We start from the raw sequence: 24,181 nt of genomic DNA, 5'->3' as shown, positions 1-24,181 counted from the left end.
GGCCGCTTCTTACCCATGCTCTCCATGATGCTGGACATCCTCCCGGAGCCCACCGGCTCCTGATCTCGGATGTCCGTCAAAGCGGGTCAGGCCCAATGACCGTGAGCACCGGCGGGGGTGGGGGTAGAACCCCTTGAGTCCCGGCGCCCCCGTCAGTCAGCCTTGCTGCGCCTGGTTCCGTCCTCCGCTCGTCGGCCATCCATGCCGCCTCGGCCGCCTCACACCAGCAGGCCTTGACGTGCGCTCGGGCAATCCACCCGTCATCCCGTTCGCCGCGTCCGGCCGAAGGTGTTGACGAACGCCGCCGAGGTGGAGGTCGCCGCCGAGATGGGGCCTGACGCCAAGCCCGCTCAGGTGGCCGCCAGGCTGGCGTCAGCGAGTCGACTGCCCGCCGGTGCTCGCCAAAGAAGGACCCGGTGACGTCACCATCCGGGGCTCTGCCTGCTCAAATGTCGCGTGAGAGGATCTTGCCGTGGGTGAAGATCCGCGCCGACTCAACCTCACGGTTGAGGACTGGCTGGCAATCACGTACCTGCTCAACCGCGAGGAGCCCGCCGACATGGACCCCGTCACTAAGGAAGCCTGGCAGATCATCCAGGAGGCAGCTCCGTTCGCCCGTGGCCTCGTGCGGAAGGTGCGCCAGATGTTCGGTCACGACCTTGACGTCATGAAGGAGGGGCAGACGTGGATCGTGATGGTGAAGTACGACGCCGCCCCGGTCAGCCCGTACAACGAGCCTGACGGACCCATGCCTGACGAGACCAAGGGTCGATTGATCTCCGCTGGCGTGCACGGAAATCTGACGAACATGACCGTCGAGGCAGTGGCTGACAACAAGCCGGTGGCCGAGCGGATCGCCCTCGGTGTCGTCCGGTGGTGGGCGCAAATCTACGGGCTGCCCGAGCCGCGACGGGTGCACGTCATGGACAACGAGGCCCCGGCGTAGGCGCGATACGGAAGTAGCACCAAGGGCCCGACTCTCTCCATCGCGAGGGGGTAGGGCCCCTTGCTGTTTCCGGCTCAGACTCCTTGTCCGTGATCATCGAGATCGTCTGCCGTGACACCTCGGCGCCATACACCTCGGCCAGGTGCGCCTGGATCCCACCAGTCGTCAGGCCCTTCGAAGGCCCGCTGATGCGCGATTCCACATAACACGGCGGCGCATGATCAGGGCGTTGTCCACAGGGCCCCGCCCCGTCCACAGGCGGTGACCGACCGCCGGTGGCGCCCGCCCTTTCCTCTCTAGCCTCGCCGCGTGTCACAAGACGAGGAGACGATGGTGCGGCAGCGGCTGCTCCGGCTGGCCGGGGCGCCGCCGTCGGGGGACGGCGCGTCCCGTCCCCGGCCCACCACGACAGCCCGCACCAACCCGGCTCCGTCGTCGAGGTCCGGGCCGTTCGCTGGGTCGGCCCCAGCGTCCCCGTCCGCTGCGTCGGCTCCGGCGTCCCGGTTCGGCACCGTCGCGGATTCGGCACCCACTTCTCGGTCCGGTCCGGTCGCCGGTTGGGCTTCCGCATCCCCGCTCGGCCCGTCCACCGACCTCGCCGCGCCACCGTCCCGGTCCGGCCGGCCGCGACGTTCCGCCCCGACGACACCGCCCCCCTGGGCACCCGCCGATGAGGCCGACTACGGGATACCGCCTCCCGACGAGGACGTTGCCACCGTCGCCCCGGCGTCGCGGCTGCCCGGGCCGGGTGCCTTCGATCCCGGTCGCCGCGGTGTGCGGGCGCTGGCCGCCGTCGCGGTGGTCGTGGTGCTCGGGGCCGGCTTCTGGGCCTGGCGGTCCCGGCCGCAGGCCGAGCCGGTCCGCCCGGTGGCGTCGGTGTCCGCGCCCGAGGTGTCCACCGCTCCCGAGGCGACCGCGACGCCCTCCGGCGAACTGGTCGTCGCGGTCGCCGGCAAGGTACGCCGCCCTGGCCTGGTGCGGGTGCCGGCCGGCGCGCGGGTCGCCGACGCGGTGCAGGCGGCCGGTGGCGCGCTTCCCGGCGTGGACGTGGCCCTGCTCAACCCGGCCCGCAAGGTGGCCGACGGCGAGCTGATCCTGGTCGGGGTCTCCGCGCCACCCGGCCAGCCCGGCGCCGCCGCGCCCCCGGCCGGCGGTGATCCGGCCGTTCCGGGCGGTCGGGTCAACCTCAACACCGCGACGCTGGCGCAGCTCGACGGGCTGCCCGGGGTCGGTCCGGTGCTCGCCCAGCGCATCCTGACCCACCGCGACCAGCACGGCGGGTTCCGCTCGGTCGGTGACCTGCGCCAGGTCGAGGGCATCGGCGACGCCCGCTACGAGCAGCTCAAGGACCTGGTGACGGTGTGAGGCCGACAGTGGAGGATGCCGGCGGCGCAAAGAACCGTGGAAACACACCGGTAGCGGAGCCGTCCGGCGAGCCGCCGGACCTGCGGCTCGCCGGCCTGGCGGTGGCGGCATGGCTGGCCGCGCTGGCCTGTCTGCACCTCACCGCGCCGTCGGCGGCGCTACTCGCCGCCACCGCCGCCGGTCTCGCCGCCCTCGGCGCCGCACACCTGCTCGGCGTGCTCGGCCGTCCGGCCGGGCCCGTCCGCCGGTACGGCTGGATCGCCGTCGCAGTGCTGATCGGGGTGGTGTGCGGCGCCAGCGCCACCGCCGCCCGCCTGCACGTGCGCGACGCCGCCCCGCTGCGCGCCCTGGTTGACGACCGGGTCCGGGTCACCGCTGAGCTGGTGCTCCGCGACGATCCCCGCCCGATCCGTGGCGCTCCCGGTCGACCGGCGACCCTGCTGGTGACCGCCGAGCTGACCCGCCTCAGCGACTCCGACGGCCGGCGGGTGAGCGCCCCGGTACGGGTACTGGTGCTGGCCACCGACCCGGCATGGCGCGGGCGGCTGCCGGGGCAGCGGCTCACCGCCGAGGGGCGGCTGACCGCGCCGCGCGGGGGAGACCTGACCGCCGCCGTGCTGATCGTGCCGGGTCCGCCGGTGGCGCACGGTCCACCGCCGTGGCTCCAGCGGGCCGCCGGTACGCTCCGCGCCGGCCTGCAACGGGCCTGCGCCCCGCTCCCGGACGACCAGGGCGGGCTGCTTCCTGGGCTGGTGGTGGGGGACACCAGCCAGTTGCCGGCCACCGTGGAGGAGGACTTCCGGGCCACCGGGATGACGCACCTCAACGCCGTCTCTGGCTCCAACGTGGCGATCGTGGTGGGTGCGGTACTGCTGCTGGTCCGCTGGGCGCGGGCCGGCCCGGGCGTGGCGGCGGTGCTCTGTGGGCTGGCCCTGGTCGGCTTCGTGATCCTGGTGCGACCCTCGCCGAGCGTGGTACGGGCCGCGACCATGGGGGCGATCGGGCTGGCCGCGCTGGCCGCCGGGCGTCCCCGGGCGGCGCTGCCCGCGCTGAGCGCCGCAGTGGCTGTCCTGGTCCTGGTGGACCCCGAACTGGCCGGGGACGCCGGCTTCGCGCTCTCCGTACTGGCCACCGGAGGACTGCTGCTGCTCGCGCCGAGGTGGCGGGACGCGCTGCGCCGCCGGGGCGTACCTGCGGGGTTGGCTGAGGCGCTGGCCGTTCCGGCGGCGGCGCAGCTCGCCTGCGGGCCGGTGGTGGCCGGCATCTCCGGCACGGTCAGCCTGGTCGCGGTGCCGGCGAACCTGCTGGCGGTGCCCGCCATCGCGCCCGCCACGGTGCTCGGGGTGCTGGCCGCCGCCGTCTCGCCGGTGTGGCCGGCCGGCGCCGAGTTCGCCGCCTGGCTGGCGAGCTGGCCGGCCTGGTGGCTGGTGACCGTCGCCCGGGTCGGCGCTCGGTTGCCGGCGGGCACGCTGCCCTGGCCCGGCGGGGTGCCGGGTGCGCTGCTGCTGGCCGGCCTGACCGTGGCGCTGCTGCTCGCCACCCGGCGGCCGGTGGTGCGCCGGCTGGTGGCGGTCGGCACCGCCGCGGTAATCCTCGGGACCCTGCCCGTCCGGATCCTCGCCAGCGGGTGGCCGCCGGCCGGCTGGCTGATCGTCGGCTGCGCGGTGGGCCAGGGTGACGCGCTGGTGCTGCCGGTGGCGGCCGGTCGGGCCGTGGTGGTCGACGCCGGCCCGGAACCGTCCGCCGTGGACGGCTGCCTGCGCCGACTCGGCGTACGGGAGGTGTCGCTGCTGGTGGTGAGCCACTTCCACGCCGACCACGTGGGCGGTGTCGCCGGGGTCTTCCGGGGGCGGCGCGTGGTCGAGGTACGCACCCCGGGGCTCGCCGAGCCGGCGGCCGGGCGGGACCTCGTCGCGGCGGCCGGCGCTGTTGTTCTCCGGGCCACCGAGGCGGGTTGGTCGTACCGGGCGGGCGGTGTGGAGCTGGTGGCGCTCGGTCCGCCGTACCCGCTGCACGGCACCCGGTCCGACCCGAACAACAACTCCCTGGTGCTGCGCGCCACCGTGGCCGGGGTGCGCATCCTGCTCGCCGGGGACGCCGAGACCGAGGAGCAGCGCGCCCTGCTCGACCGGGTGCCGCCCGACGGCCTGCGGGCCGAGGTGCTCAAGGTCGCCCACCACGGCAGCGCGTACCAGGATCCGGCGTTCCTCGACGCGGTCCGGCCCGCCGTCGCGCTGGTCGAGGTCGGCGTCGACAACGACTATGGGCACCCCAGCCCGTCGGTGCTGGCCCGGCTGGCCCGCAACGGAGTGCGGGTGCTGCGTACCGACACGGACGGGGACGTGGCGGTGGTGACCGGCCGGCACGGCCTGGCGGTGGTGACGCGGGGAGTTGCGCCGGGACGGCGGTGACCGGGTCGAGGGGGTCGCCGGATCGAGGCGCATTATGGGGGTGGGCCCGCATTAACGTAAATGTCTGGATTTGCGCTGAGTGCGGGGTCCGCCGTCACAGCCGCCGGTGACCAGGCACGATCGCCCGGTGGAGCGTGCCAAGATGGGCGGCGTGACCGCCGCCAGCCTCCCTCCCATTCTGCTCGTCCTCGGCGATGAGGAGCTGCTCGCCACGCGCGCGGTGACGGAAGCGGTGGCGAAGGTCCGCAGCGTCGACCCCGACGTGGACGTCCGCGAGTACCAGGCCGGGTCGCTGACGGTCGGCGAGATCGCCGAGATGCTCAGCCCCTCGCTCTTCGGCGGGCGGCGGGTGCTGGTGCTCCGGGCCGGCCAGGACGCCCGGAAGGATCTCGCGACCGCGCTGCTCGCGTACGCGAAGAACCCCGACCCGGACGTCCAGCTGGTGGTGCTGCACCTGGGCGGGGCGAAGGGCAAGGCGTTCGCCGACGGGCTGAAGGCCGCCGGTGCCACCGTGGTGCCCGCAATGAAGCTCAAGGGGCACCGGGACCGGGTGGCGTTCGTCCGGGACGAGATCCGCCGAAGCGGCGGGAAGTGCACCGAGGACGCCGCCGAGGCGCTGATCGCCGCCGTCGGTGGGGACCTGCGGGACCTGGCCGCCGCCTGCTCCCAGCTGATCGCCGACACCGACGGGCGGATCGGCGCCGACACGGTGGCCCGGTACTACCGGGGCCGGGTCGAGGTGACCGGCTTCACGGTCGCCGACGCGACCATGATCGGTGACGTCCCGGGGGCGCTGGAGGCACTGCGCTGGGCCCTGCACGTCGGCGTCGACCCGGTGCCGATCGCCGACGCCCTCGCCGACGGGGTGCGCACCGTGGCCCGGGTCGCCGCCGCCGGCCGGGGCGACCCGTACCAGCTCGCCAGCATCCTCGGCATGCCCGCCTGGAAGATCAAGAACGCGCAGCAACGGGCCCGGGGCTGGACCCCGGAGGGCCTGGTCGAGGCGATGCGGGCCGCCGCCGAGTGCAACGCGGCGGTCAAGGGCGGCGCGGACGACCGGGCGTACGCGCTGGAGAAGGCGGTCTTCTCCGTCGCGGCCGCCCGGCGGGGCGGCGCCCGGTGACCGGCCCCACCCGGACGGCGTGGAGCACCGTGCCCGGCGAGGACGAGCGGTACCGCCCGCTCTACGCCCGGGCGCTCGGGCTGCGCGTCGTCAACCCGGGTGGGGTGCTCTGCTTCCTCTTCTTCGAAGGCGCGGTGGCGCTCGCCGTGCTGCTCGCCCTGGCCGAGCTGGTGAGTTGGTGGGCGGTGGTGGTGCTGCCCGCCGCCGTGGCCCTGATGGTCAAGCTCAACGACATGGTGGCCGAGCGGGTCGTCCGCTCGGCGGCGCTCGTGCCGGAGCAGGAACGGGACCGGTTCCGGCGGCAGATGGAGCCGGTTGTCGGGCGGGCGCGGGTACCTCGGACCCTGCCCGGCATGGTGGTCGCCACCGAGCCCCCGCGCGCTCCGGTGTGGCAGCGGCAGCAGGCGCACTGGTCGCCGGAGCTGCGCCGGCCCGCCGGCCCGGACGGCCACCCCGCCGACCGACCCTGACCTGATCGACCCCGTCTGCGCGGAGGCATCTCTGCCGGCCGCCCGCCCACTCGCGGCGCAGTCGGCTCGTGAACGTCGCGTCCCCGGTGCGGGCGAGAGGGCACCGAGGCGCACGGAGAGTGGTGGGCGCCTGTGATCGTCTCCGTTTGCGGCGTGTCGCGCTGTCCGAGCACGGCGACACCGCGACACGCCGCAAACGGAGTGGACCAACGCCGCGTCACCCGCTGCGGGCAGGGGACGCCGGCGCGCACGGAGTGGTGGGCACCTGTGATCGTCTCCGGTTGCGGCGTGTCGCGGTGTCTGATTGCGGGGATGCCGCGACACGCCGCAACCGGAGTGGATCAGGCGAGGTCAATCGAGGCGTGACGGCGGGTGGGAAGACCCCACGCGGCACCGACGCCCGAGCGGCGGCGCCAACACCCGGCGGGCGGACGCCGGGCGGGGCCGTCCGGTGCCGGAGGGCGGACAGCCTGAAGCCCCGGGCGACGCCCGGGGCTTCAGGTCAGGTCTGAGGTCGCTCGGTCAGGCCGAGAGCGAGCCGACGCGCTTCGCGATCGCCGACTTCCGGTTCGCCGCCTGGTTGGCGTGGATGACGCCCTTGCTGGCGGCCTGGTCCAGCTTGCGGGCCGCGTCACGCATGAGAACGGTGGCCTTCTCGGCGTCACCGGCCTCCGCAGCCTCGTTGAACTTCCGGATGGCGGTCTTCAGCGACGACTTGACCGACTTGTTACGCAGCCGGCGCTTCTCGTTCTGCCGGTTGCGCTTGATCTGGGACTTGATGTTCGCCACGCGACAGCCTCGTCTTGATAGCTCGGTTTGGTCTGCTTCTGCGCGCGACAAGCAGGCGTCATCGCTGCGCGAAGAGCCAGGTTACCAGGTCGGTCGGGACGAGCCAAAACGACTCAGCTCCAGCCCCGCCGGACGGCCAGCCAGCGCAGCGCCTGCTCCCCGCTGAACCGCTGGTGCGCGCCCAGGTGCGGGGAGACCGCCGGTGCGGGGTGCGGGACGGGTGGGGCCGGTGGCGGGCCGGCGGCGGCGGAGGTGAGGTAGTAGCCGGCCAGTGCGGCCAGCGTCACGTCGAGGGCGTCCGGCGGGGCGCCGACCGTGGCCGGATGGCCGGCGAAGATCGCGTCCACGGGCAGCCCGTCGGCGTACCCGGTGATCAGCAGGCCGGCCAGGTCGAACCAGGCGGGGCCGTGGCAGACCCAGTTCCAGTCGCAGAACCAGGCCCGCCCGCCGGCGTCGAGCAGCACGTTGTCCATCCGCAGGTCGCCGTGGACCAGGCCGCGGCCGGCGGCGGCGTACCCGGGCAGCCGGGACTCCAGTGCGACCAGCTCGGGCAGGCGGCCGTGCGCGGCAGCCGGCATCGGTGGCGGCGGTTCGCGCCCGGCAGCCACCTCGCCCCACCACAGGATGTCGTCGCGGGCCAGGTCGGCCAGGCGGGGCAGGCCGAGGGCGACCAGTTCGGTGGGCGGGTCGGCCAGCGCGGCGGCCAGCTCGGCGTACCCGGCGAGGACGGCGTCCAGCTCGGTCCGGTCCCAGGGCAGCCGGGGCGTGCGGCCGTCGACGGCGTCCAGGGCGAGCGCGTACCAGCCGGACGCGGTCAGCGCCCAGCGTGGGCGGGGGACCGGCAGGCCGGCCGGGAGCCGGGCGAGGACCGCCGCCTCCCGGGCGTACCAGTCGGCCAGGTGCCGCTGGTGGGTCAGGTCGGCGGCCTTGACGAAGATCCGGCGGCCGTCCGCGCCCGTCAGCAGGGCGGCGAACCCGCCGGTGAAACCCGCTGTCGCGGTCCGCGCCGACACCACCGGCGCGCCGAGCCGGTCCACCACCGCGGCGCGCAGCCCGGCGGGCAGCGCCGACCAGTCCGGCCGGACGGCGGTGGCGTGGTACGGCACCGGGAGCGCGGGCACGCCCACCATGCTGCCCCGCCGGTGCGCCCCCGCCCAGCCGCGCCGCCCGTCCCGGCTTCCTGTCGTACCGCGCTGGCAGCATCCGCCCAATGCGCATGGACGAGTTCTGGGCGTTGATCGAGCGGTCCGCCGCCGTCACCGCCAGCGGAGACGAGCGGCTGGCCTGGCTCACCGACCGCCTGGCCGAGCGGCCCGCCGGCGAGGCGGTGGACTTCGCCGTCCGGCTCGACGAGCTGCGGGGCCGGGTCGACACCTGGCGGCACTGGGGCGCGGCGCTGCTGATCTGCGGCGGCCTCTGCTCCGACGACGGCTTCCACTACTTCCAGGCCTGGCTGGTCGGGCTCGGCCGGGCGGCCTTCGAGCGGGTCGCCGACGACCCGGACGCGCTCGCCGACCTCCCGCAGGTGCGTCGCCTCGCCGGCCGGCACCCGCGTGAGTGGGCGGAGGACGAGTGGCCGGAGTGGGAGTGCCTGGACTACGTCGCGGACGAGGCGTACGAGCGGGTCACCGGCGAGGAGGAGGGCCTGGACGAGGCCGTCGAGGCCCGGGGGCGGGAGCTGGGTTCTTCGCCCGACCCCGTCGACGAGCGGTGGGATCTCGGCGACCGGGCCGAACTGGCCCGCCGGTACCCGCGACTCGCCGCCATGTTCCCGCTGCCGGATCGTGCCCGGGAGCGGGTCTGGGAGACTGCCAGGCCATGAGGACCGACGACTTCTGGCAGCTGATCGACGAGGCGCGGGCCGGCGCCGGGGGAGAGGGCGACGCGGTCGCCGCCCGCGCGGTCGCCCTGCTGGCCGAGCGGGACCCGGAGGACATCGTCGGGTACGCGCGCCACCAGCAGCGGGTGCTGTCCGCCTCCTACCGGGTCGACCTCTGGGGCGCGGCCTACCTGATCAACGGGGGCGCCTCGGACGACGGTTTCGAGTACTTCCGGGGCTGGCTGATGACTCAGGGCCGGACGGTGTTCGCCCGGGCGGTGAGCGACCCGGACTCCCTGGCGGAGCTGCCCCGGGTGCGGTCCGCCGCGCTCAGCGGCGAGGAGTTCGAGTGCGAGGACATGCTCACGGTGCCGTGGGAGGCGTACCGGAAGGCGACCGCGACCGAGCTGCCGGCGGAGCGGGACCCGGTCGCGGTGCCCGACCTCAACGACTTCTGGGACTTCGACGACGAGGACGAGGCCCGGCGCCGGCTGCCCCGGCTGGCCGCGCTCTTCGTCGAGCCGCCGGAGGAGTGACCCGCCCGGCCCCCCGCCCCGCCCACCCCGCCCCTCCCGCGATCTTGCACTTTCTGCCCTGACTTTTCGGTCATAAGGCGCACATCGAGGGCCATAAGTGCAAGATCGCGGGACGGGGTGGGGGCGGGGCGAGGGCGGAGAGGAGGGGAGGGGGTTTTCCACAGGGGGGTTCGGAGGCGGCCGGGCCGAGGGCCGGCACGGGCCGGGCGGGCATTGGGAGGAGTGACCCGGCCCGGCTGGGGAAGGCCGGGGGTGGGCCGCCCGGCGGTGAGCCGCGGCACCCAGGTGTGATCGGACCGCGTCCCGAGCGACGTGGGAGCATAGAGGGGGCCGGCGGCGCGCCGGCCCGCTCACGTCAGCCGACCAGAACGGACCGCTGTGCCACCGAAGCTCGATCCCGGCGCGAACGCTCCTGGTTCCACCGACCCGGCGCGCATCCGGAACTTCTGCATCATCGCCCACATCGACCACGGGAAGTCGACCCTGGCCGACCGGATGCTGCAGCTCACCGGCGTGGTCGACCCCCGGCAGATGCGCGCGCAGTACCTCGACCGGATGGACATCGAGCGCGAGCGCGGCATCACCATCAAGAGCCAGGCCGTCCGCATGCCGTGGACCATCCGGGAGGGCGACCGGGCCGGCGAGCAGGCCGTGCTCAACATGATCGACACCCCGGGCCACGTCGACTTCACCTACGAGGTGTCCCGCTCGCTGGCCGCCTGCGAGGGCGCCGTCCTGCTGGTCGACGCCGCGCAGGGCATCGAGGCGCAGACGCTGGCCAACCTCTACCTGGCGCTCGAGAACGACCTGCACGTCATCCCGGTGCTCAACAAGATCGACCTGCCGGCCGCCCAGCCGGAGAAGTACGCCGAGGAGCTGGCCCACCTGATCGGTGGCGACCCGGCGGACTGCATCAAGGTCTCCGGCAAGACCGGCGAGGGCGTGCCGTACCTGCTCGACGAGATCGTCCGGCAGTTCAAGCCGCCGGTCGGCAACGCCGACGCGCCCGCCCGGGCGATGATCTTCGACTCGGTGTACGACGTCTACCGGGGCGTGGTCACCTACGTCCGGGTGATCGACGGGCGGATCAGCGCGCGCGACCGGATCAAGATGATGTCCACCGCGGCGGTGCACGAGCTGCTGGAGATCGGCGTCATCTCGCCGGAGATGGTGAAGGCCGACGCCCTGGGCGTCGGCGAGGTGGGTTACCTGATCACCGGTGTGAAGGACGTCCGGCAGTCCCGGGTCGGTGACACGGTCACCATCAACTCGCGGCCGGCGACCGAGGCCCTGGGTGGCTACAAGGACCCGAAGCCGATGGTCTACTCGGGCCTCTACCCGATCGACGGCTCGGACTACCCCAACCTGCGTGAGGCGCTCGACAAGCTCAAGCTCAACGACGCCGCGCTCGACTACGAGCCGGAGACCTCGGGGGCACTCGGCTTCGGCTTCCGCTGCGGCTTCCTCGGCCTGCTGCACATGGAGATCATCCAGGAGCGGCTGGAGCGGGAGTACAACCTCGACCTGATCTCCACCGCGCCGAACGTGGTCTACCGGGCCATCACCGAGGACGGCCAGGAGATCGTGGTGACCAACCCGAGCGAGTACCCCACCGGCAAGATCGCCGAGGTGTACGAGCCGGTCGTGCGCGCCACCGTGCTGACCCCGAACGACTACGTCGGCGCGGTGATGGAGCTCTGCCAGGGCCGCCGGGGCAGCCTGCTCGGCATGGACTACCTCTCCGCCGACCGGGTGGAGCTGCGCTACACCCTGCCCCTCGCGGAGATCATCTTCGACTTCTTCGACCAGTTGAAGAGCCGCACCAAGGGCTACGCCTCGTTGGACTACGAGCCCTCCGGTGAGCAGGCGTCCGACCTGGTCAAGGTCGACATCCTGCTGCACGGCGAGCCGGTGGACGCGTTCAGCGCGATCGTGCACAAGGACAAGGCGTACAACTACGGGGTCACCATCGCGGCCAAGCTGCGCAACCTGATCCCGCGCCAGCAGTTCGAGGTGCCGATCCAGGCCGCCATCGGCAGCCGGGTGATCGCGCGGGAGACAATCCGGGCGATCCGCAAGGACGTGCTCGCCAAGTGCTACGGCGGTGACATCAGCCGGAAGCGCAAGCTGCTGGAGAAGCAGAAGGAAGGCAAGAAGCGGATGAAGATGGTCGGCCGGGTGGAGGTCCCCCAGGAGGCCTTCATCGCCGCCCTCTCCTCCGACTCCGGCGACGCCAAGGCGCCCGGCAAGAAGTAGCGGGACCGCTGACGGCCGGCATCCTCCTGCGGGGGTGCCGGCCGTTTCGCGTGCGTGCCGCCGGTCGTACCCGCGAAATTTCCGGTGGCCGCCACGGCCCCGCCCGGTGTCGGCCGATGCGGCCTGAGCTGCGGGTTTGTCGTGCTGCGCGGCAATCGACGCGGGGGTTGCGTATCGACCGGGGGCGACAGCCGTTTCGCTGAGTCGGTTTGGATTTTCGGACGGTCGGGAATTTAGCGGTCACGACAGGAACCACACACACCGTGTGACTCAATCTTCAGAAGGAGGGCGACCGTGGAGCTCACCGTTTGGGGCATCATCACCGCGATCGTTGTTGGTCTCATCGTCGGCGCTCTTGGCCGCCTGGTCGTGCCGGGCCGTCAGAACATGCCGATCTGGCTGCACATGCTGATCGGTATCGGCGCGGCCCTGCTGGGCACCGTGCTGGCGCGGGCCATGGGCATCGCGACCGAGACCGCCGGCATCGACTGGATGGAACTGCTGGTGCAGGTCGTGCTGGCCGCCATCGCCGTGGCCCTGGTGGCCGGCGTGGGTCGTCGCCGCAGCGTCACCCACCGGTAATCCAGCACAACGCACGCTCAGCGGGCGCCCGTACCCCTCGGGGGCGGGCGCCCGCTCGCGTCCGCGCCCCGGAATCCCGGCCGACGCCTGCCGGCTGGCGAAGCCGACGGCTGCGAGGAAAGCGCAGTTCACGGCGGGTCTCGACCAGATCGCACCCGGAGTCGGTTTGGGGAATCGCGGGATCGGGAACCTATCGATCACGCCAAGAATCACACATCGTGTGTCATACCTACCGAAGGAGGACGGTCGTGGAGCTCACCGTTTGGGGCATCGTCACCGCCATCGTCGTCGGTCTCATCGTCGGCGCGCTGGGCCGCCTGGTCGTGCCGGGCCGGCAGAACATGCCGATCTGGCTGCACATGCTGATCGGTATCGGCGCGGCCCTGCTGGGCACCGTGCTGGCGCGGGCCATGGGCATCGCCACCGAGACCGCCGGCATCGACTGGATGGAACTGCTGGTGCAGGTCGTGCTGGCCGCCATCGCCGTGGCCCTGGTGGCCGGCGTGGGTCGCCGCCGCAGCGTCACCCACCGGTAAGAGCAGCGACAACGCTCTTCGACGGGCGCCCGACCCTGAGGTCGGGCGCCCGTCCGCGTACCCGGAGCGGGTCTGCTCCCCGACCCGCCGGCTGCGGTACCGTCGCCTCGCCCGGAACCCGCCCCTGTCGTAAAGGAATTTTTCCTACTAGGGTGCGGCAGAGAAGGTTACTGCCAGACGGCGCGAGGGAGAAGTGGCGTGAACAGGTGGAAGCGGCTGGCCCCGGTCACCGCCGTCGTGGCCTCGGCCGCGATGGTGCTCGCCGGTTGCGGGGGCTCCGGCGACGACGAAGCGGCCGACAAGAGCAAGCTCACGGTCTGGATGATGGGCGAGGGCAGCGACGCCCAGACGAAGTTCCTCGACGGCGTCGAGACCGAGTTCCGGCAGAAGCACCCCGACACCGACGTGGTCGTCCAGTACATCCCCTGGCTGGAGGCGCCGAAGAAGTTCCAGGCGGCGCTCGCCGGTGGTGAGGGGCCGGACGTCACCGAGCTGGGCAACACCGAGACCCAGGGCTGGGCGGCCCAGGAGGCGCTGGCCGACGTCACCGGGAAGATGTCCGGCTGGGCGGAGAGCAAGGACATCCTGCCCGACCTGGTGAAGAACGCCCAGCTCGACGGCAAGCAGTACGGCATCCCGTGGTACGCCGGCGTCCGCGGCATCTACTACCGCACCGACTGGTTCGCCGAGGCCGGCGTGAAGACGCCGACGAACTGGGAAGAGCTGGTCGCCACCGCCAAGGCCGTGCAGGCCAAGAAGCCGGGCACCTACGGCATCGCGCTGCCGGGCAACTCCGAGCTGCCCTTCTACTCGTTCCTCTGGGGCGCCGGCGGCGAGATCGCCACCAACCAGGGCGGCACCTGGAAGTCCGGTTACACCACCCCCGAGGCGCAGAAGGCGGTCAAGTTCTGGACCGACCTGGTCACCGTGCACAAGGTCGCTCCGCCGGCCGCCGCCGGCTGGAACGAGATCGACGCCCGCACCCAGTTCGCCACCGGCAAGGCGGCGATGGCCTTCGGCGGTAGCTGGCAGGGCGGCGCCATCAAGAAGGACAACCCCGACATCGAGAAGGTCTGGGGCACCTTCCCGATCCCCGGCCCGGACGGCAAGCCGGCCCCGGCGTTCGCCGGCGGCTCGGACGTCGCCCTCTGGAAGGACAGCAAGAAGCAGGACCTGGCGTGGGACTACCTCACCGTCCTGCTGAACAAGAAGAACGCGAAGACCTTCGCCAGCAGCCTGAACTTCTTCCCGGTCTACTCCGACCTGGTCAGCGGCGGCGAGTACGCCAACGACAAGATCATGGCCGCGTTCGCCACCACCATGCAGAACACCAAGGTCACCCCGCTGACCCCGAAGTGGGTGGAGGTCAGCCGCACCAAGACGGTGACCCAGGCGATGAACAGCTCGGTGATGAAGGGCCAGAAGACGGTCGAGCAGGCCACCGCCGACGCCGCCGCCGAAATGGAAAGCATTCTCAACGCCAAGTGAGCACCCTGACCAAGCCCACCGGGACTGCCGCCGTGCGGAAGACCTCCGCACGGCGGCGGCCCCACGTGGACCGCCTGCCGTACCTGCTCCTGCTGCCCTGCCTGGTGGTCATCGGGGTGCTGCTGCTCTGGCCGCTCGGCCAGGTGGTGGCGATGTCGTTCTACAAGCTGGACAGCGTCCGGCAGCTGCGCGGCGACCGGGAGTGGCCGTGGGTGGGGCTGGGCAACTACACCCAGATCCTGGGCGACCCGTTCTTCCGTACGGTGCTGCGCAACACGGTGCTCTTCGCCGCCGCGAACGTGGTGCTGACGATGATCCTCGGCACCCTGGTCGGGCTGCTGCTCAACCGGCTCGGCCGGCGGATGGCCACCTTCGTGGCGAGCTGCGTCATGCTCGCCTGGGCCACCCCGGCGCTGACCGGCACGATCGTCTGGAAGTGGATCTTCGACGACACCAGCGGGCTGGTCACCTGGCTGTTCAACAAGCTGCCCGACGGGCTGTCGACCACGCTCTTCGGCCGCAGCGACTGGACCGGGTACGGCTGGTTCAACTCGCCGCTGCTCTTCTTCACCATCCTCACCCTGGTGGTGGTCTGGCACTCGTTCCCGTTCATCGCGGTGAGCGTGCTCGCCGGGCTCAAGAGCGTGCCGAGCGAGCTGCACGAGGCGGCCCGGGTCGACGGGGCCGGGCCGTGGAAGGTGTTCTGGAAGATCACTTTCCCGTTGCTGCGGCCGGTCTTCGGGATCCTGATCGTGCTCAGCACCATCTGGGACTTCAAGGTCTTCACCCAGCAGTTCGTGCTGGCCGGCGGCACCCAGGACCGGCCGACGTTCATGCTCTCCATCTACTCGTACGCCGAGGCCTTCTCGCCGCCGCCCAAGTACGGCGTGGGCTCCGCGATCGCGGTCATCCTCACCCTGATCCTGCTGGTGGTGACCGGTCTCTACGTCCGCATGGTGCTCAAGCAGGAGGAGGACGCGTGAGGCGCGGCGCGATGGTGAAGCGGGTCGCCCTCAACGGCGCGGGCCTGCTGGTGGCGCTCTTCGCCGCCTTCCCCGTCTACTGGATGGTCGCCACGTCGCTGAAGCCCAACCGGGAGATCTTCTCGTCGACGCCCCGGCCGGTGCCGGCCGAACCGACCCTGGAGCACTACCGGGAGATCCTCACCGGCAACCTGATCCCGGGCGTGACGTTCGCCGACTTCTTCCTCAACAGCGCTCTGGTGGCGGTGAGCACGGTGCTGCTCAGCGGCCTGGTCGCGCTGCTCGCGGCCACCGCGGTGGCCCGGTTCCGCTTCACGCTCCGGACCAGCTTCCTGATCATGCTGCTGGTGGTGCAGATGATCCCGCTGGAGGCGCTGGTCATCCCGCTGTTCCTGATGATCCAGCGGCTCGGTCTCTACAACACCCTGCCCAGCCTGATCCTGACCTACCTCGGCTTCTCGCTGCCGTTCGCGGTCTGGATGCTGCGCGGCTTCGTGGCCGCGGTGCCCAAGGAGCTGGAGGAGGCCGCGGCGATCGACGGGGCCAGCCGAGCCCAGATCTTCCGCCGGATCCTCTTCCCGCTGGTGGCGCCGGGCCTGGTCGCGACCAGCATCTTCTCCTTCATCACCGCCTGGAACGAGCTGATCTTCGCGTTGACCTTCGTCAACGACCAGGACAAGTACACCCTGCCGGTGGCGATGACCTTCTTCTTCGGCCGGGACGACACCGCGTGGGGGTCCGTGATGGCCGCCTCGACGCTGTTCACCCTGCCGGTGATCGTCTTCTTCCTGCTGGTGCAGCGCCGGATGGTCTCCGGGCTGGTCGCCGGCGCCGTCAAGGGCTGAGCTGCGCGCCCGTCGAGGGCCGGCCGGCGCCGCCAAGGGCTGAGCCGACGGTGGATCGGCGGGTGCCCCGGACCCGGCGTCCACGGCTAGGCTCTGCGCCATGACGGGCAGGCTGGCGGCGGTGAACCTCGGCGTGGTGACCGAGGCGGAGTGGGCGGGCGACGCGAGCGGCCGCACCGGCATCGACAAGCGACCGGTCGACGGTCCGGTGCTGCTGCGCGCCGACGGGGTCGCCGGCGACTTCATCGGCGAGCGGGCCCACCACGGCGGCCCCGACCAGGCGGTCTACGCGTACGCGGGGGAGGACGCCGAGTGGTGGTCGGCGGAGCTGGGGCGCACCGTCCCGCCCGGCGGGTTCGGCGAGAACCTGACCACCTCGGCGGTGGACGTGACCGGGGCGGTCATCGGCGAGCTGTGGGCGATCGGCTCGGCGGTGCTCCAGGTGACCAAGCCGCGTACCCCCTGCACCACCTTCGCCGGGTTCTGGGGCGTACCCGACCTGATCAAGCGGTTCACGGTGCGGGCGGCGCCCGGGGCGTACCTGCGGGTGCTGCGCGAGGGCGAGGTCGGCGCGGGCGACCCGGTCGAGGTGGTGGACCGGCCCGCGCACGGGGTCACCGTCGGCGAGGTGTTCCGGGCGATGAACCTCGAACCGGAGCTGTTGCCCCGGCTGCTGGACGCCGCCGAGCTGCCGGAGCCGGTCCTGGAGAAGGTCCGTCGCCGGGTGGCCGGCACCCGCCCCTGAGCTGGGGCCTCGGGCCTCGGGCCGGGCGACACCGGTAGACCGGCGTCCGCGTCGGGGCCGCGAGGTGCCGGCGACCGGGGTCAGCCCTCGGCGAAGACCTCCGCCAGCACCTGGCCGTCGGCCGGGCGGCCGTCGGAGACCTTGGCCCAGGTGCCGTTCTCGGCGGTCCACTCCAGGCCGGCGAAGCGGACCCGCTTCACCCCGTGGTCGGGCGCGTGCGACACCAGCCAGTGGGCGTACCGCCAGCCGTCGCGACGGTCGGTGGCGGGCACGGTGAGCCCGGTCAGCGCGGCCACCGTGCCGGTGCCCGGCAGCCCCCAGTCCAGGGTGAGGCCGCGGGTCAGCGCCGCCGCGGCCGCCTCGCCCCGCATGACCGGCGTCCGGCTCACCGTGCAGGCCACCGCGCCGGTCGCCTCGCCGAGCAGGGCGCGGGTCAGCACCTCGGACTCGTCCGCCCACTTCTGGTACGCCGTCGGGAAGGCCGATCGCTGGACCGCCTGGGCCGCGTCGGTGACCCGCATCTCCTCCCAGCCGCGCACCTTCTTCAGCGCGGCGTAGAAGCGGTTGGCCGCGTACCGCTGGTCGCGGATCTGCTGCGGGGTGCCCCAGCCCTGGCTCGGCCGCTGCTGGAACAGGCCGATCGAGTCCCGGTCGCCGCCGGAGAGGTTGCGCAGGCCCGACTCCTGGTACGCGGTGGCCAGCGCGACCACCACCGCCCGCTCGGGCATCTGCCGTTGGATACCGATCGCCGCGATCGTCGCCGCGTTCGCCATCTGGTCGGCGTCGAGCAGCACCGTGCCGTCGGCCTGGACGGTGCAGCTGCGGCTGGCAACGGGGAGCCGGAGCTGGCCGCCGAGCTGACGGACGACGACCCAGACCCCGAGGAGAGCGACGACCGCGAAGACGACACCGACTGCGACAATTGCCCGACTTCGCACCCGCACCTCCTGTTTCACGGTCATCCCCAGCGTACGTGCCCGAAAAGGCGAGCCGGGTCGGCCGACCGGTTCACGTTTTCGGGAGCAAAGGAGAGAAAGGCCCCGAACCGGTGCTACCGCGCCCCGTCTGCCGGACCACCGTCCAGAGCGGCCACCCATCGAGCCAATCTTTTCTCGCGGAAGGCGAGCACGCCCTCGCGGCCCTCCTCGGAGAGGAAGTAGCCGGTGGAGAGGGCGGACAGCTCGGCGATCTCGCCGGGCAGGTCGGTGGGGGCCGGGCGGCGAAGCAGGCCCTTCGCCCCGGCCAGCGCCTTCGGCGCGCCGCGCACCAGCGAGGCGCAGTAGCGCTCCACCGCCGCGTCCAGCCCGTCCGCCGGCACCGCCGCGGTCACCAGGCCGATCTCGGCGGCCCGCCGGCCGTCGAAGGTGTCCCCGGTCAGGTAGAGCTCGGCCGCCGCGCGTGGGTGCAGCCGGGGCAGCACCGTGGCGGAGATGACCGCCGGGATCACCCCGATCCGCACCTCGGTGAAGGCGAACGTCGCCTCCTCGGCGCAGACCGCCAGGTCGGCCGCCGCGATCAGGCCCAGCCCGCCGGCCCGCGCCGGCCCGGCCACCTTCGCCAGCACCGGCTTCGGGCACTCCCAGACCGCCGCCAGCACGTCGCCGAGCATCCCGGCCGGCACGCTCCCGCTGGCGTACGCGGCGGCCGTCTCCTTCAGGTCCGCGCCGGAGCAGAAGACCGGCCCGGTGTGGTCCAGCACGATCACCCGTACCGCGTCGTCGGCGACCGCCGCGGCGATCCCGGCCAGCAGCTCGGTCATCAGGGGCGTGGAGAGCGCGTTGCGGTTGTGCGGGCTGTCCAGGGTGAGGGTGGTCACCCCACGGGCCGTGGCGACCCGCACGAGGCGGTCGGGAGAGGTCATGCCGGGCACACTAGTGGCCATGCCCGGCGTCCTTCCAGAAGGCGAGACCGTCCCCGTCGACGGGTCGCTGCCCGCCACCGCCCTGAGCGCGGTCGGCGCGCGCGGCTTCGGCGTGTACGTCCACGTGCCGTTCTGTGCCAGCCGCTGCGGCTACTGCGACTTCAACACCTACACGGCGGCCGAGCTCGGCGGCGGCGCCGACCGGGAGTCGTACGCCGACACCGTGCTGGCCGAGCTGGCGCTGGCCGCCCGGGTCCTCGGCGACACCCCGCCGCCCCGGGTGGACACCGTCTTCGTCGGCGGTGGCACGCCGACCCTGCTCCCCGCCGACGACCTGGCCCGGATTCTGGACGGCATCGACCGCACCTGGGGGCTGGCCGCCGACGCCGAGGTGACCACCGAGGCCAACCCCGAGTCGGTCACGCCGGAGTCGCTGCGCACCCTGCGCGCGGCCGGCTACACCCGGATCTCCCTGGGCATGCAGTCCGCCGCGCCCGGGGTGCTGGCGATCCTCGACCGCCGGCACAGCGCCGGCCGGGCGGTCGCCGCCGCGCTGGAGGCCCGCGACGCCGGGTTCGACCACGTCAACCTGGACCTGATCTACGGCACGCCGGGGGAGAGCGCGGCGGATTTCGCCGCCTCCCTCGACCAGGTCGTCGCCGCCGGGGTGGACCACGTCAGCGCGTACGCCCTGATCGTGGAGGACGGCACCCGGCTCGCCGCCCGGATGCGGCGCGGCGAGCTGCCGTACCCGTCGGACGACGTGGCGGCGGACCGGTACCTGGCCGCGGAGGCCGCCCTCGGCGCGGCCGGCTTCTCCTGGTACGAGGTCTCCAACTGGGCCCGCTCCGAGGCGGCCCGGTGCCGGCACAACCTGCTCTACTGGACCGGCGCGGACTGGTGGGGCCTCGGCCCGGGGGCGCACAGCCACGTCGGTGGGGTGCGCTGGTGGAACGTCAAGCACCCCACCGCGTACGCGAAGCGCCTGGCCGCCGGGGAGTCGCCCGGCCTGGCCCGGGAGGTGCTGACCGCCGGCGAGGCGCACATGGAGGACGTCATGCTCCGGCTGCGGCTCGCCTCCGGCCTGCCGCTGGACGCCCTCGACCCGGCGGGTCGGGTGGGTGCCGAGCGGGCGCTGGCCGACGGCCTGCTGGACCCGGCGGGGCACGCGGCGGGGCGGGCGGTGCTCACCCTGCGCGGGCGGCTGCTGGCCGACGCCGTGGTCCGCGACCTGCTGCCCTGATCCCGCGCGGCCCGGCCGGCCCGGGTGGGGCCGGCCGGGACCGAGTCACTTCTTGAAGGCGTAGCTCGCCGGGTAGCGGTAGACCACACCCTCGGTGGCCTTCACCCCGCCGATGATGCCGAAGATGATCGGCACCAGGGCGGTCAGGATCGGGATGAAGAAGAGCACCCCGCAGGTGACGATGGCCAGGACGAAGCCGATGACGTTGGCGATCGCCCAGGTGATCTGGAAGTTCAGCGAGGCCGTGGCGTGCGCCCGCACCGTCGGGGACTGCTGGCCCTTGGCGGAGAGCGCGATCAGCGGCGCCACCCAGCCGAGCAGGCTGCCGCCCACGATCACGCCGACCGGGCCGCCGAAGTGCGCGACCAGCGACCAGGTCTTGTCGTCGTCGGTGGCGTAGCCGCCGCCCGGGGCGCCGTAGCCGCCGCCGGGAGCGCCGTACCCGCCCGCGGTCGGATAGCCGACGCCCGGCGCGGAGTAACCACCCGGCGGTGGGTAGCCACCCGGCGGTGGGTAGCCGCCCGACGGCGGTTGGTCACCGGTGGGTGGCGGATAGCCACCGGGCGGGGGATAGCCGCCCGCCCCGGGTGCCCCGGACAGTGGTGCGGTGGGCGGCTCGTACGACGAGCCGGACGGGGCGGTCGGGTCCGGGCGGTCGCCGGGGTCCCCCGCTCCGGGAGGGCGAGGTGGTTCAGTCATGGACGTCACGGTAGGGGTTGCCGGCAAGCCCTCACCAGAGCGACACCGCCCCGGATGTCCGGATGATCGGCCCTGGCGCGCTGTCCGGGTGGCGGGGCGCACCCGTGGTCCGTCGCTGATCATCGCGTCAGCGGGGACGCCGACGTAGACTGGCACTCGCTACAGTCGAGTGCCAGTGCGCTCGCCCGGGGCGCCTCAGCCGCTCCGGGCCGACGTGCGTCAGGAGGTGGGGAGATTGGGTCTCGACGACCGCAAGCTCGCCGTGCTGCGCGCGATCGTCGAGGACTACGTCGCCACGCAGGAGCCGGTCGGCAGCAAGGCCCTGGTCGAGCGGCACCAGCTCGGCGTCTCGCCGGCCACGGTGCGCAACGACATGGCCGTGCTGGAGGAGGAGGGCTACATCCGGCAGCCGCACACCAGTGCCGGCCGGGTGCCCACCGACCGTGGCTACCGCCTCTTCGTCGACCGGCTGTCCCGGGTCAAGCCGCTGAGCCCGGCCGAGCGCCGGGCGATCGAGCGCTTCCTGGTCGGCGCCGTCGACCTGGACGACGTGGTGCACCGCACCGTGCGGCTGCTGGCCCAGCTGACCCGGCAGGTCGCCGTGGTGCAGTACCCGTCGCTGGCCCGCTCCTCGGTGCGCCACCTGGAGCTGGTGCCGATCTCCACCACCCGGCTGATGCTGGTCATGATCGCCGACACCGGCCGGGTCGAGCAGCGGCTGGTGGAGCTGCCCGCGCCGATCCCCGCCGACCACGTCACCGACCTGCGTCGGCTGGTCAACGAGAAGCTGGTCGGCAGCCGGCTGTCGGAGACCCCGCCGCTGGTCCAGGCGCTGGTCGACGAGTCCGCGCCGCACCTGCGCGGGGCGATGACCACGCTCTCCACCGTGCTGCTGGAGACCCTGGTCGAACGGCACGAGGAGCGCATCGCGCTCGCCGGCACCGCGAACCTCACCCGGGGCGGCCTGCTCGACTTCCAGGGCTCGCTGCGGCCCATCCTGGAGGCGCTGGAGGAGGAGGTGGTGATGCTCAAGCTGATCGGCGAGGCCGAGTCGACCACCACCCGGGTGCTGATCGGCGACGAGAACGAGATCGACAACCTGCGGGCCGCCTCCGTGGTCAGCACCGGCTACGGGCCGGGGGCGACCGCGCTCGGCGGGCTGGGCGTGTTGGGCCCCACCCGGATGGACTACCCCGGCACCATCGCCACGGTGAGGGCCGTGGCACGCTACGTGGGCGAACTGCTGGCCCAGAACTGATCCAGGGCAGGGGCCGGCACCGGCTCCGGCCGACGACCGGCGCAACGCGAGACGAACATGAGGACACCGAACGCAGTGGCCAGGGACTACTACGGCATTCTCGGCGTGAGCCGGGAAGCCTCCGACGACGAGATCAAGCGCGCCTACCGCAAGCTGGCGCGGCAGTTCCACCCGGACGTCAATCCGGACCCGGAGGCCCAGGAGAAGTTCAAGGACATCAACGCCGCGTACGAGGTCCTCTCGGACGACCGGAAACGGCAGATCGTCGACCTGGGTGGCGACCCGCTCGCCCCGGGTGGCGGCGGCGCGGGGCCGGGCGGCCCCGGCGGCGCGGGCCCGTTCGTCGGCTTCCAGGACATCATGGACGCGTTCTTCGGCGGCGCCGCGGGCGGCGCCCGGGGGCCGCGACCGCGTACCCGGCCGGGCGCCGACGCGATCCTGCGGCTGGAGCTGGACCTGCACGAGACCGCGTTCGGCGTCGAGGCGCCGATCACGGTCGACACCGCGGTGCTCTGCACCACCTGCGCCGGCGCCGGCACCGCCGCCGGCACCCACCTGGCCACCTGCGAGGCGTGCGGCGGCCGGGGCGAGGTGCAGTCGGTGCAGCGCACCTTCCTCGGCCAGGTGGTCTCCGCCCGCCCCTGCACCGTCTGTCAGGGGTACGGCACCACCATCCCGCACCCCTGCCCGACCTGCGCCGGCGACGGCCGGGTGCGCACCCGCCGCTCGCTGACCGTCAAGATCCCCGCCGGGGTCGAGGACGGCATGCGGATCCGGCTCGCCCAGCAGGGCGAGGTGGGCCCGGGTGGCGGCACCGCCGGCGACCTCTACGTGGAGATCCACGAGCGGCCGCACGACGTGTACTCCCGCAAGGGCGACGACCTGCACTGCCGGGTCACCGTGCCGATGACCGCCGCCGCGCTCGGCACCCGGCTGACCATCAAGACGCTGGACAGCGAGGAGACGGTCGACGTCAAGGCCGGCACCCAGCCGGGCAGCACGCTGCGGCTGCGGGCCCGGGGCGTGCCGCACCTGCGCGGCACCGGCCGGGGCGACCTCTACGTCCACCTCGACGTGCGGACCCCCACGAAGCTCGACGCCGACCAGGAGAAGATGCTGCGCGACTTCGCCAAGACCCGGGGCGAGGAGGTCGCCGAGCTGACCAAGCAGGGCGGCTTCTTCTCCCGGATGCGCGACGCCTTCAACGGGCACGCCTGAGGTGTCCGCGCCGCTGTTCCTGGTCGAGGCGCTGCCCACCGGCGACACGCTGACCCTGGACGGTCCGGAGGGCCACCACGCGGCCACCGTGCAGCGGCTGCGCGTCGGCGAGGAGCTGCTGCTGGCCGACGGCCGGGGCGGCACGGCCGCCGCCCTGGTCACCGCCGTCGGCCGGGGCACCCTCGACGTGCGGGTCACCTCCCGGGGGTACGCCGACGCGCCGGTCCCCCGGATCGTCGTGGTGCAGGGCATCGCCAAGGGGGACCGGGGCGAGCTGGCCGTGCAGGCGATGACCGAGGTCGGGGTGGACGAGATCGTGCCCTGGGCGGCGTCCCGCTCGGTGACCCAGTGGCGCGGCGACCGGGGCGTACGGGCCCGGGACAAGTGGGTGGCGACCGCCCGGGAAGCGGCCAAGCAGGCCCGCCGGCCCTGGCTGCCGGTGGTGGCCGGCGCCCCGGACGAGTCCACCGGGACCGTGGTGCGGCGGATCGCCGGCGCCGGTGCCGCGTTCGTGCTGCACGAGGAGGCCGAGGATCGGCTGACCACCGCCGAGCTGCCCGGCACCGGCGAGATCGTGCTGGTGGTCGGCCCGGAGGGCGGCATCGCCCCGGTCGAGCTGACCGCCTTCGCCGACGCCGGCGCCCGCCCGGTGCGGCTCGGTCCGTCGGTGCTGCGCACCTCCACGGCCGGGGTGGCCGCACTGAGCGTGCTGGCCACCCGCCTCGGCCGCTGGTAGGTCGTCCTTCAGCAGGGCTGCTCACGCCCCGCCGGCCGCCGGGACGCCGCGAGTGCGTTGACTACGAAGGGTAGTGGCCGCCTCCTCGATGACCACAGCCGAGCGATATGCCTGTGCGGCATATTTATGCCGCACAGGCATATCGCTCACACGAACATCCCCTGGCGGCGACCCTGCCGGGATGCCCCGATGCCCCGATGCCCCGATGCCGGGACGCCGGGAGACACCGTTCGTCGACGGCGCCGTCCCCGGTCCGGGCGGTCCTCGGGAGG

22 protein-coding genes and 1 pseudogene are annotated in these 24,181 nt (G+C 73.1%); 18 read left to right on the top strand and 5 right to left on the bottom strand.

Annotated features, from left to right (window positions below):
- Window positions 1–472: 472 nt before the first annotated feature.
- The 5 genes and pseudogenes from M2302_RS12780 (at window position 473) to M2302_RS12760 (ending at window position 6,315) form a co-directional block, all read left to right on the top strand.
- Window positions 473–946 carry a hypothetical protein gene (locus M2302_RS12780; RefSeq protein WP_280838113.1) on the top strand — a complete coding sequence of 158 codons (474 nt, stop codon included), beginning with the start codon at window positions 473–475 and terminating at the stop codon, window positions 944–946.
- Between the two features lie 723 nt (window positions 947–1,669).
- A pseudogene (locus M2302_RS12775) lies at window positions 1,670–2,311 on the top strand (ComEA family DNA-binding protein); the annotation flags it as partial.
- Window positions 2,312–2,319: 8 nt separating this feature from the next.
- Window positions 2,320–4,722 (top strand): ComEC/Rec2 family competence protein, encoded by a 2,403-nt coding sequence (locus M2302_RS12770; RefSeq protein WP_280838128.1) that lies wholly within the window; start codon window positions 2,320–2,322, stop codon window positions 4,720–4,722.
- A 142-nt stretch (window positions 4,723–4,864) separates the two neighbouring features.
- Window positions 4,865–5,845 carry a DNA polymerase III subunit delta gene (gene holA / locus M2302_RS12765; RefSeq protein ID WP_280838127.1) on the top strand — a complete coding sequence of 327 codons (981 nt, stop codon included), beginning with the start codon at window positions 4,865–4,867 and terminating at the stop codon, window positions 5,843–5,845.
- Window positions 5,842–6,315, top strand: a complete 474-nt coding sequence (locus M2302_RS12760) for a hypothetical protein (protein WP_280838112.1) — start codon at window positions 5,842–5,844, stop codon at window positions 6,313–6,315. Before holA ends, M2302_RS12760 begins: the two co-directional genes overlap by 4 nt.
- 522 nt (window positions 6,316–6,837) lie before the next feature.
- Here M2302_RS12760 and rpsT read toward each other — a convergent pair.
- A complete protein-coding gene (gene rpsT, locus M2302_RS12755; protein WP_154942482.1) occupies window positions 6,838–7,104 on the bottom strand; it encodes a 30S ribosomal protein S20 in 267 nt (88 codons plus the stop codon).
- A 113-nt stretch (window positions 7,105–7,217) separates the two neighbouring features.
- Window positions 7,218–8,234, bottom strand: a complete 1,017-nt coding sequence (locus M2302_RS12750) for a phosphotransferase (protein WP_280838111.1) — start codon at window positions 8,232–8,234, stop codon at window positions 7,218–7,220.
- Window positions 8,235–8,314: 80 nt separating this feature from the next.
- Here M2302_RS12750 and M2302_RS12745 point away from each other — a divergent pair, with 80 nt between their 5' ends.
- From M2302_RS12745 to M2302_RS12705, 9 genes are all read left to right on the top strand, one after another.
- A complete protein-coding gene (locus M2302_RS12745; RefSeq protein WP_280838110.1) occupies window positions 8,315–8,926 on the top strand; it encodes a DUF4240 domain-containing protein in 612 nt (203 codons plus the stop codon).
- Window positions 8,923–9,459 carry a DUF4240 domain-containing protein gene (locus M2302_RS12740; protein ID WP_280838109.1) on the top strand — a complete coding sequence of 179 codons (537 nt, stop codon included), beginning with the start codon at window positions 8,923–8,925 and terminating at the stop codon, window positions 9,457–9,459. The genes M2302_RS12745 and M2302_RS12740 overlap by 4 nt, the downstream gene beginning before the upstream one ends.
- Window positions 9,460–9,837: 378 nt before the next feature.
- Window positions 9,838–11,715, top strand: coding sequence for a translation elongation factor 4 (gene lepA / locus M2302_RS12735; RefSeq protein ID WP_280838108.1), 1,878 nt, complete (start codon window positions 9,838–9,840; stop codon window positions 11,713–11,715).
- Window positions 11,716–12,009: 294 nt separating this feature from the next.
- A complete protein-coding gene (locus tag M2302_RS12730) occupies window positions 12,010–12,297 on the top strand; it encodes a GlsB/YeaQ/YmgE family stress response membrane protein (RefSeq protein WP_210778207.1) in 288 nt (95 codons plus the stop codon).
- 248 nt (window positions 12,298–12,545) lie between these two features.
- Complete coding sequence (locus M2302_RS12725) at window positions 12,546–12,833, top strand: GlsB/YeaQ/YmgE family stress response membrane protein (RefSeq protein WP_280838107.1); 288 nt, start codon at window positions 12,546–12,548, stop codon at window positions 12,831–12,833.
- Window positions 12,834–13,031: 198 nt separating this feature from the next.
- Window positions 13,032–14,321: a sugar ABC transporter substrate-binding protein gene (locus M2302_RS12720; protein WP_280838106.1), complete on the top strand. Its 1,290-nt coding sequence runs from the start codon at window positions 13,032–13,034 to the stop codon at window positions 14,319–14,321.
- A complete protein-coding gene (locus M2302_RS12715) occupies window positions 14,318–15,304 on the top strand; it encodes a sugar ABC transporter permease (RefSeq protein WP_280838105.1) in 987 nt (328 codons plus the stop codon). The genes M2302_RS12720 and M2302_RS12715 overlap by 4 nt, the downstream gene beginning before the upstream one ends.
- Before the next feature lie 11 nt (window positions 15,305–15,315).
- Window positions 15,316–16,149, top strand: a complete 834-nt coding sequence (locus tag M2302_RS12710; RefSeq protein ID WP_280838126.1) for a carbohydrate ABC transporter permease — start codon at window positions 15,316–15,318, stop codon at window positions 16,147–16,149.
- Between the two features lie 100 nt (window positions 16,150–16,249).
- Window positions 16,250–16,894 (top strand): MOSC domain-containing protein, encoded by a 645-nt coding sequence (locus tag M2302_RS12705; protein WP_280838104.1) that lies wholly within the window; start codon window positions 16,250–16,252, stop codon window positions 16,892–16,894.
- Window positions 16,895–16,974: 80 nt separating this feature from the next.
- Here the strand turns inward: M2302_RS12705 and M2302_RS12700 are convergent, their stop codons facing one another.
- Both M2302_RS12700 and M2302_RS12695 read right to left on the bottom strand, forming a co-directional pair.
- Window positions 16,975–17,838, bottom strand: a complete 864-nt coding sequence (locus tag M2302_RS12700) for a hypothetical protein (RefSeq protein ID WP_280838125.1) — start codon at window positions 17,836–17,838, stop codon at window positions 16,975–16,977.
- Between the two features lie 107 nt (window positions 17,839–17,945).
- Entirely contained in the window at window positions 17,946–18,755 is an 810-nt protein-coding gene (locus tag M2302_RS12695; RefSeq protein ID WP_280838103.1) for an enoyl-CoA hydratase-related protein, read from the bottom strand.
- Window positions 18,756–18,774: 19 nt separating this feature from the next.
- Here M2302_RS12695 and hemW point away from each other — a divergent pair, with 19 nt between their 5' ends.
- Window positions 18,775–19,998 (top strand): radical SAM family heme chaperone HemW, encoded by a 1,224-nt coding sequence (gene hemW, locus M2302_RS12690; RefSeq protein ID WP_280838102.1) that lies wholly within the window; start codon window positions 18,775–18,777, stop codon window positions 19,996–19,998.
- Window positions 19,999–20,043: 45 nt separating this feature from the next.
- Here the strand turns inward: hemW and M2302_RS12685 are convergent, their stop codons facing one another.
- Window positions 20,044–20,697 (bottom strand): DUF4870 domain-containing protein, encoded by a 654-nt coding sequence (locus tag M2302_RS12685; protein WP_280838101.1) that lies wholly within the window; start codon window positions 20,695–20,697, stop codon window positions 20,044–20,046.
- 235 nt (window positions 20,698–20,932) lie between these two features.
- Here M2302_RS12685 and hrcA point away from each other — a divergent pair, with 235 nt between their 5' ends.
- From hrcA to M2302_RS12670, 3 genes are all read left to right on the top strand, one after another.
- The gene (hrcA, locus tag M2302_RS12680) at window positions 20,933–21,955 is read left to right on the top strand and encodes a heat-inducible transcriptional repressor HrcA (protein ID WP_210778214.1); all 1,023 of its coding nucleotides are present in this window, start codon (window positions 20,933–20,935) and stop codon (window positions 21,953–21,955) included.
- A gap of 75 nt (window positions 21,956–22,030) precedes the next feature.
- Complete coding sequence (gene dnaJ / locus M2302_RS12675; RefSeq protein WP_210778231.1) at window positions 22,031–23,173, top strand: molecular chaperone DnaJ; 1,143 nt, start codon at window positions 22,031–22,033, stop codon at window positions 23,171–23,173.
- Between the two features lies 1 nt (window position 23,174).
- Window positions 23,175–23,909: a 16S rRNA (uracil(1498)-N(3))-methyltransferase gene (locus M2302_RS12670; RefSeq protein ID WP_280838100.1), complete on the top strand. Its 735-nt coding sequence runs from the start codon at window positions 23,175–23,177 to the stop codon at window positions 23,907–23,909.
- Window positions 23,910–24,181 lie beyond the last annotated feature (272 nt).

This window comes from Micromonospora sp. A200, assembly GCF_029893845.1.
Classification (GTDB): Bacteria; Actinomycetota; Actinomycetes; order Mycobacteriales; family Micromonosporaceae; genus Micromonospora; species Micromonospora purpureochromogenes.
The sequence above is the reverse complement of the archived record's forward strand: the minus strand, read 5'-3'. Positions and strand labels throughout refer to the sequence as shown.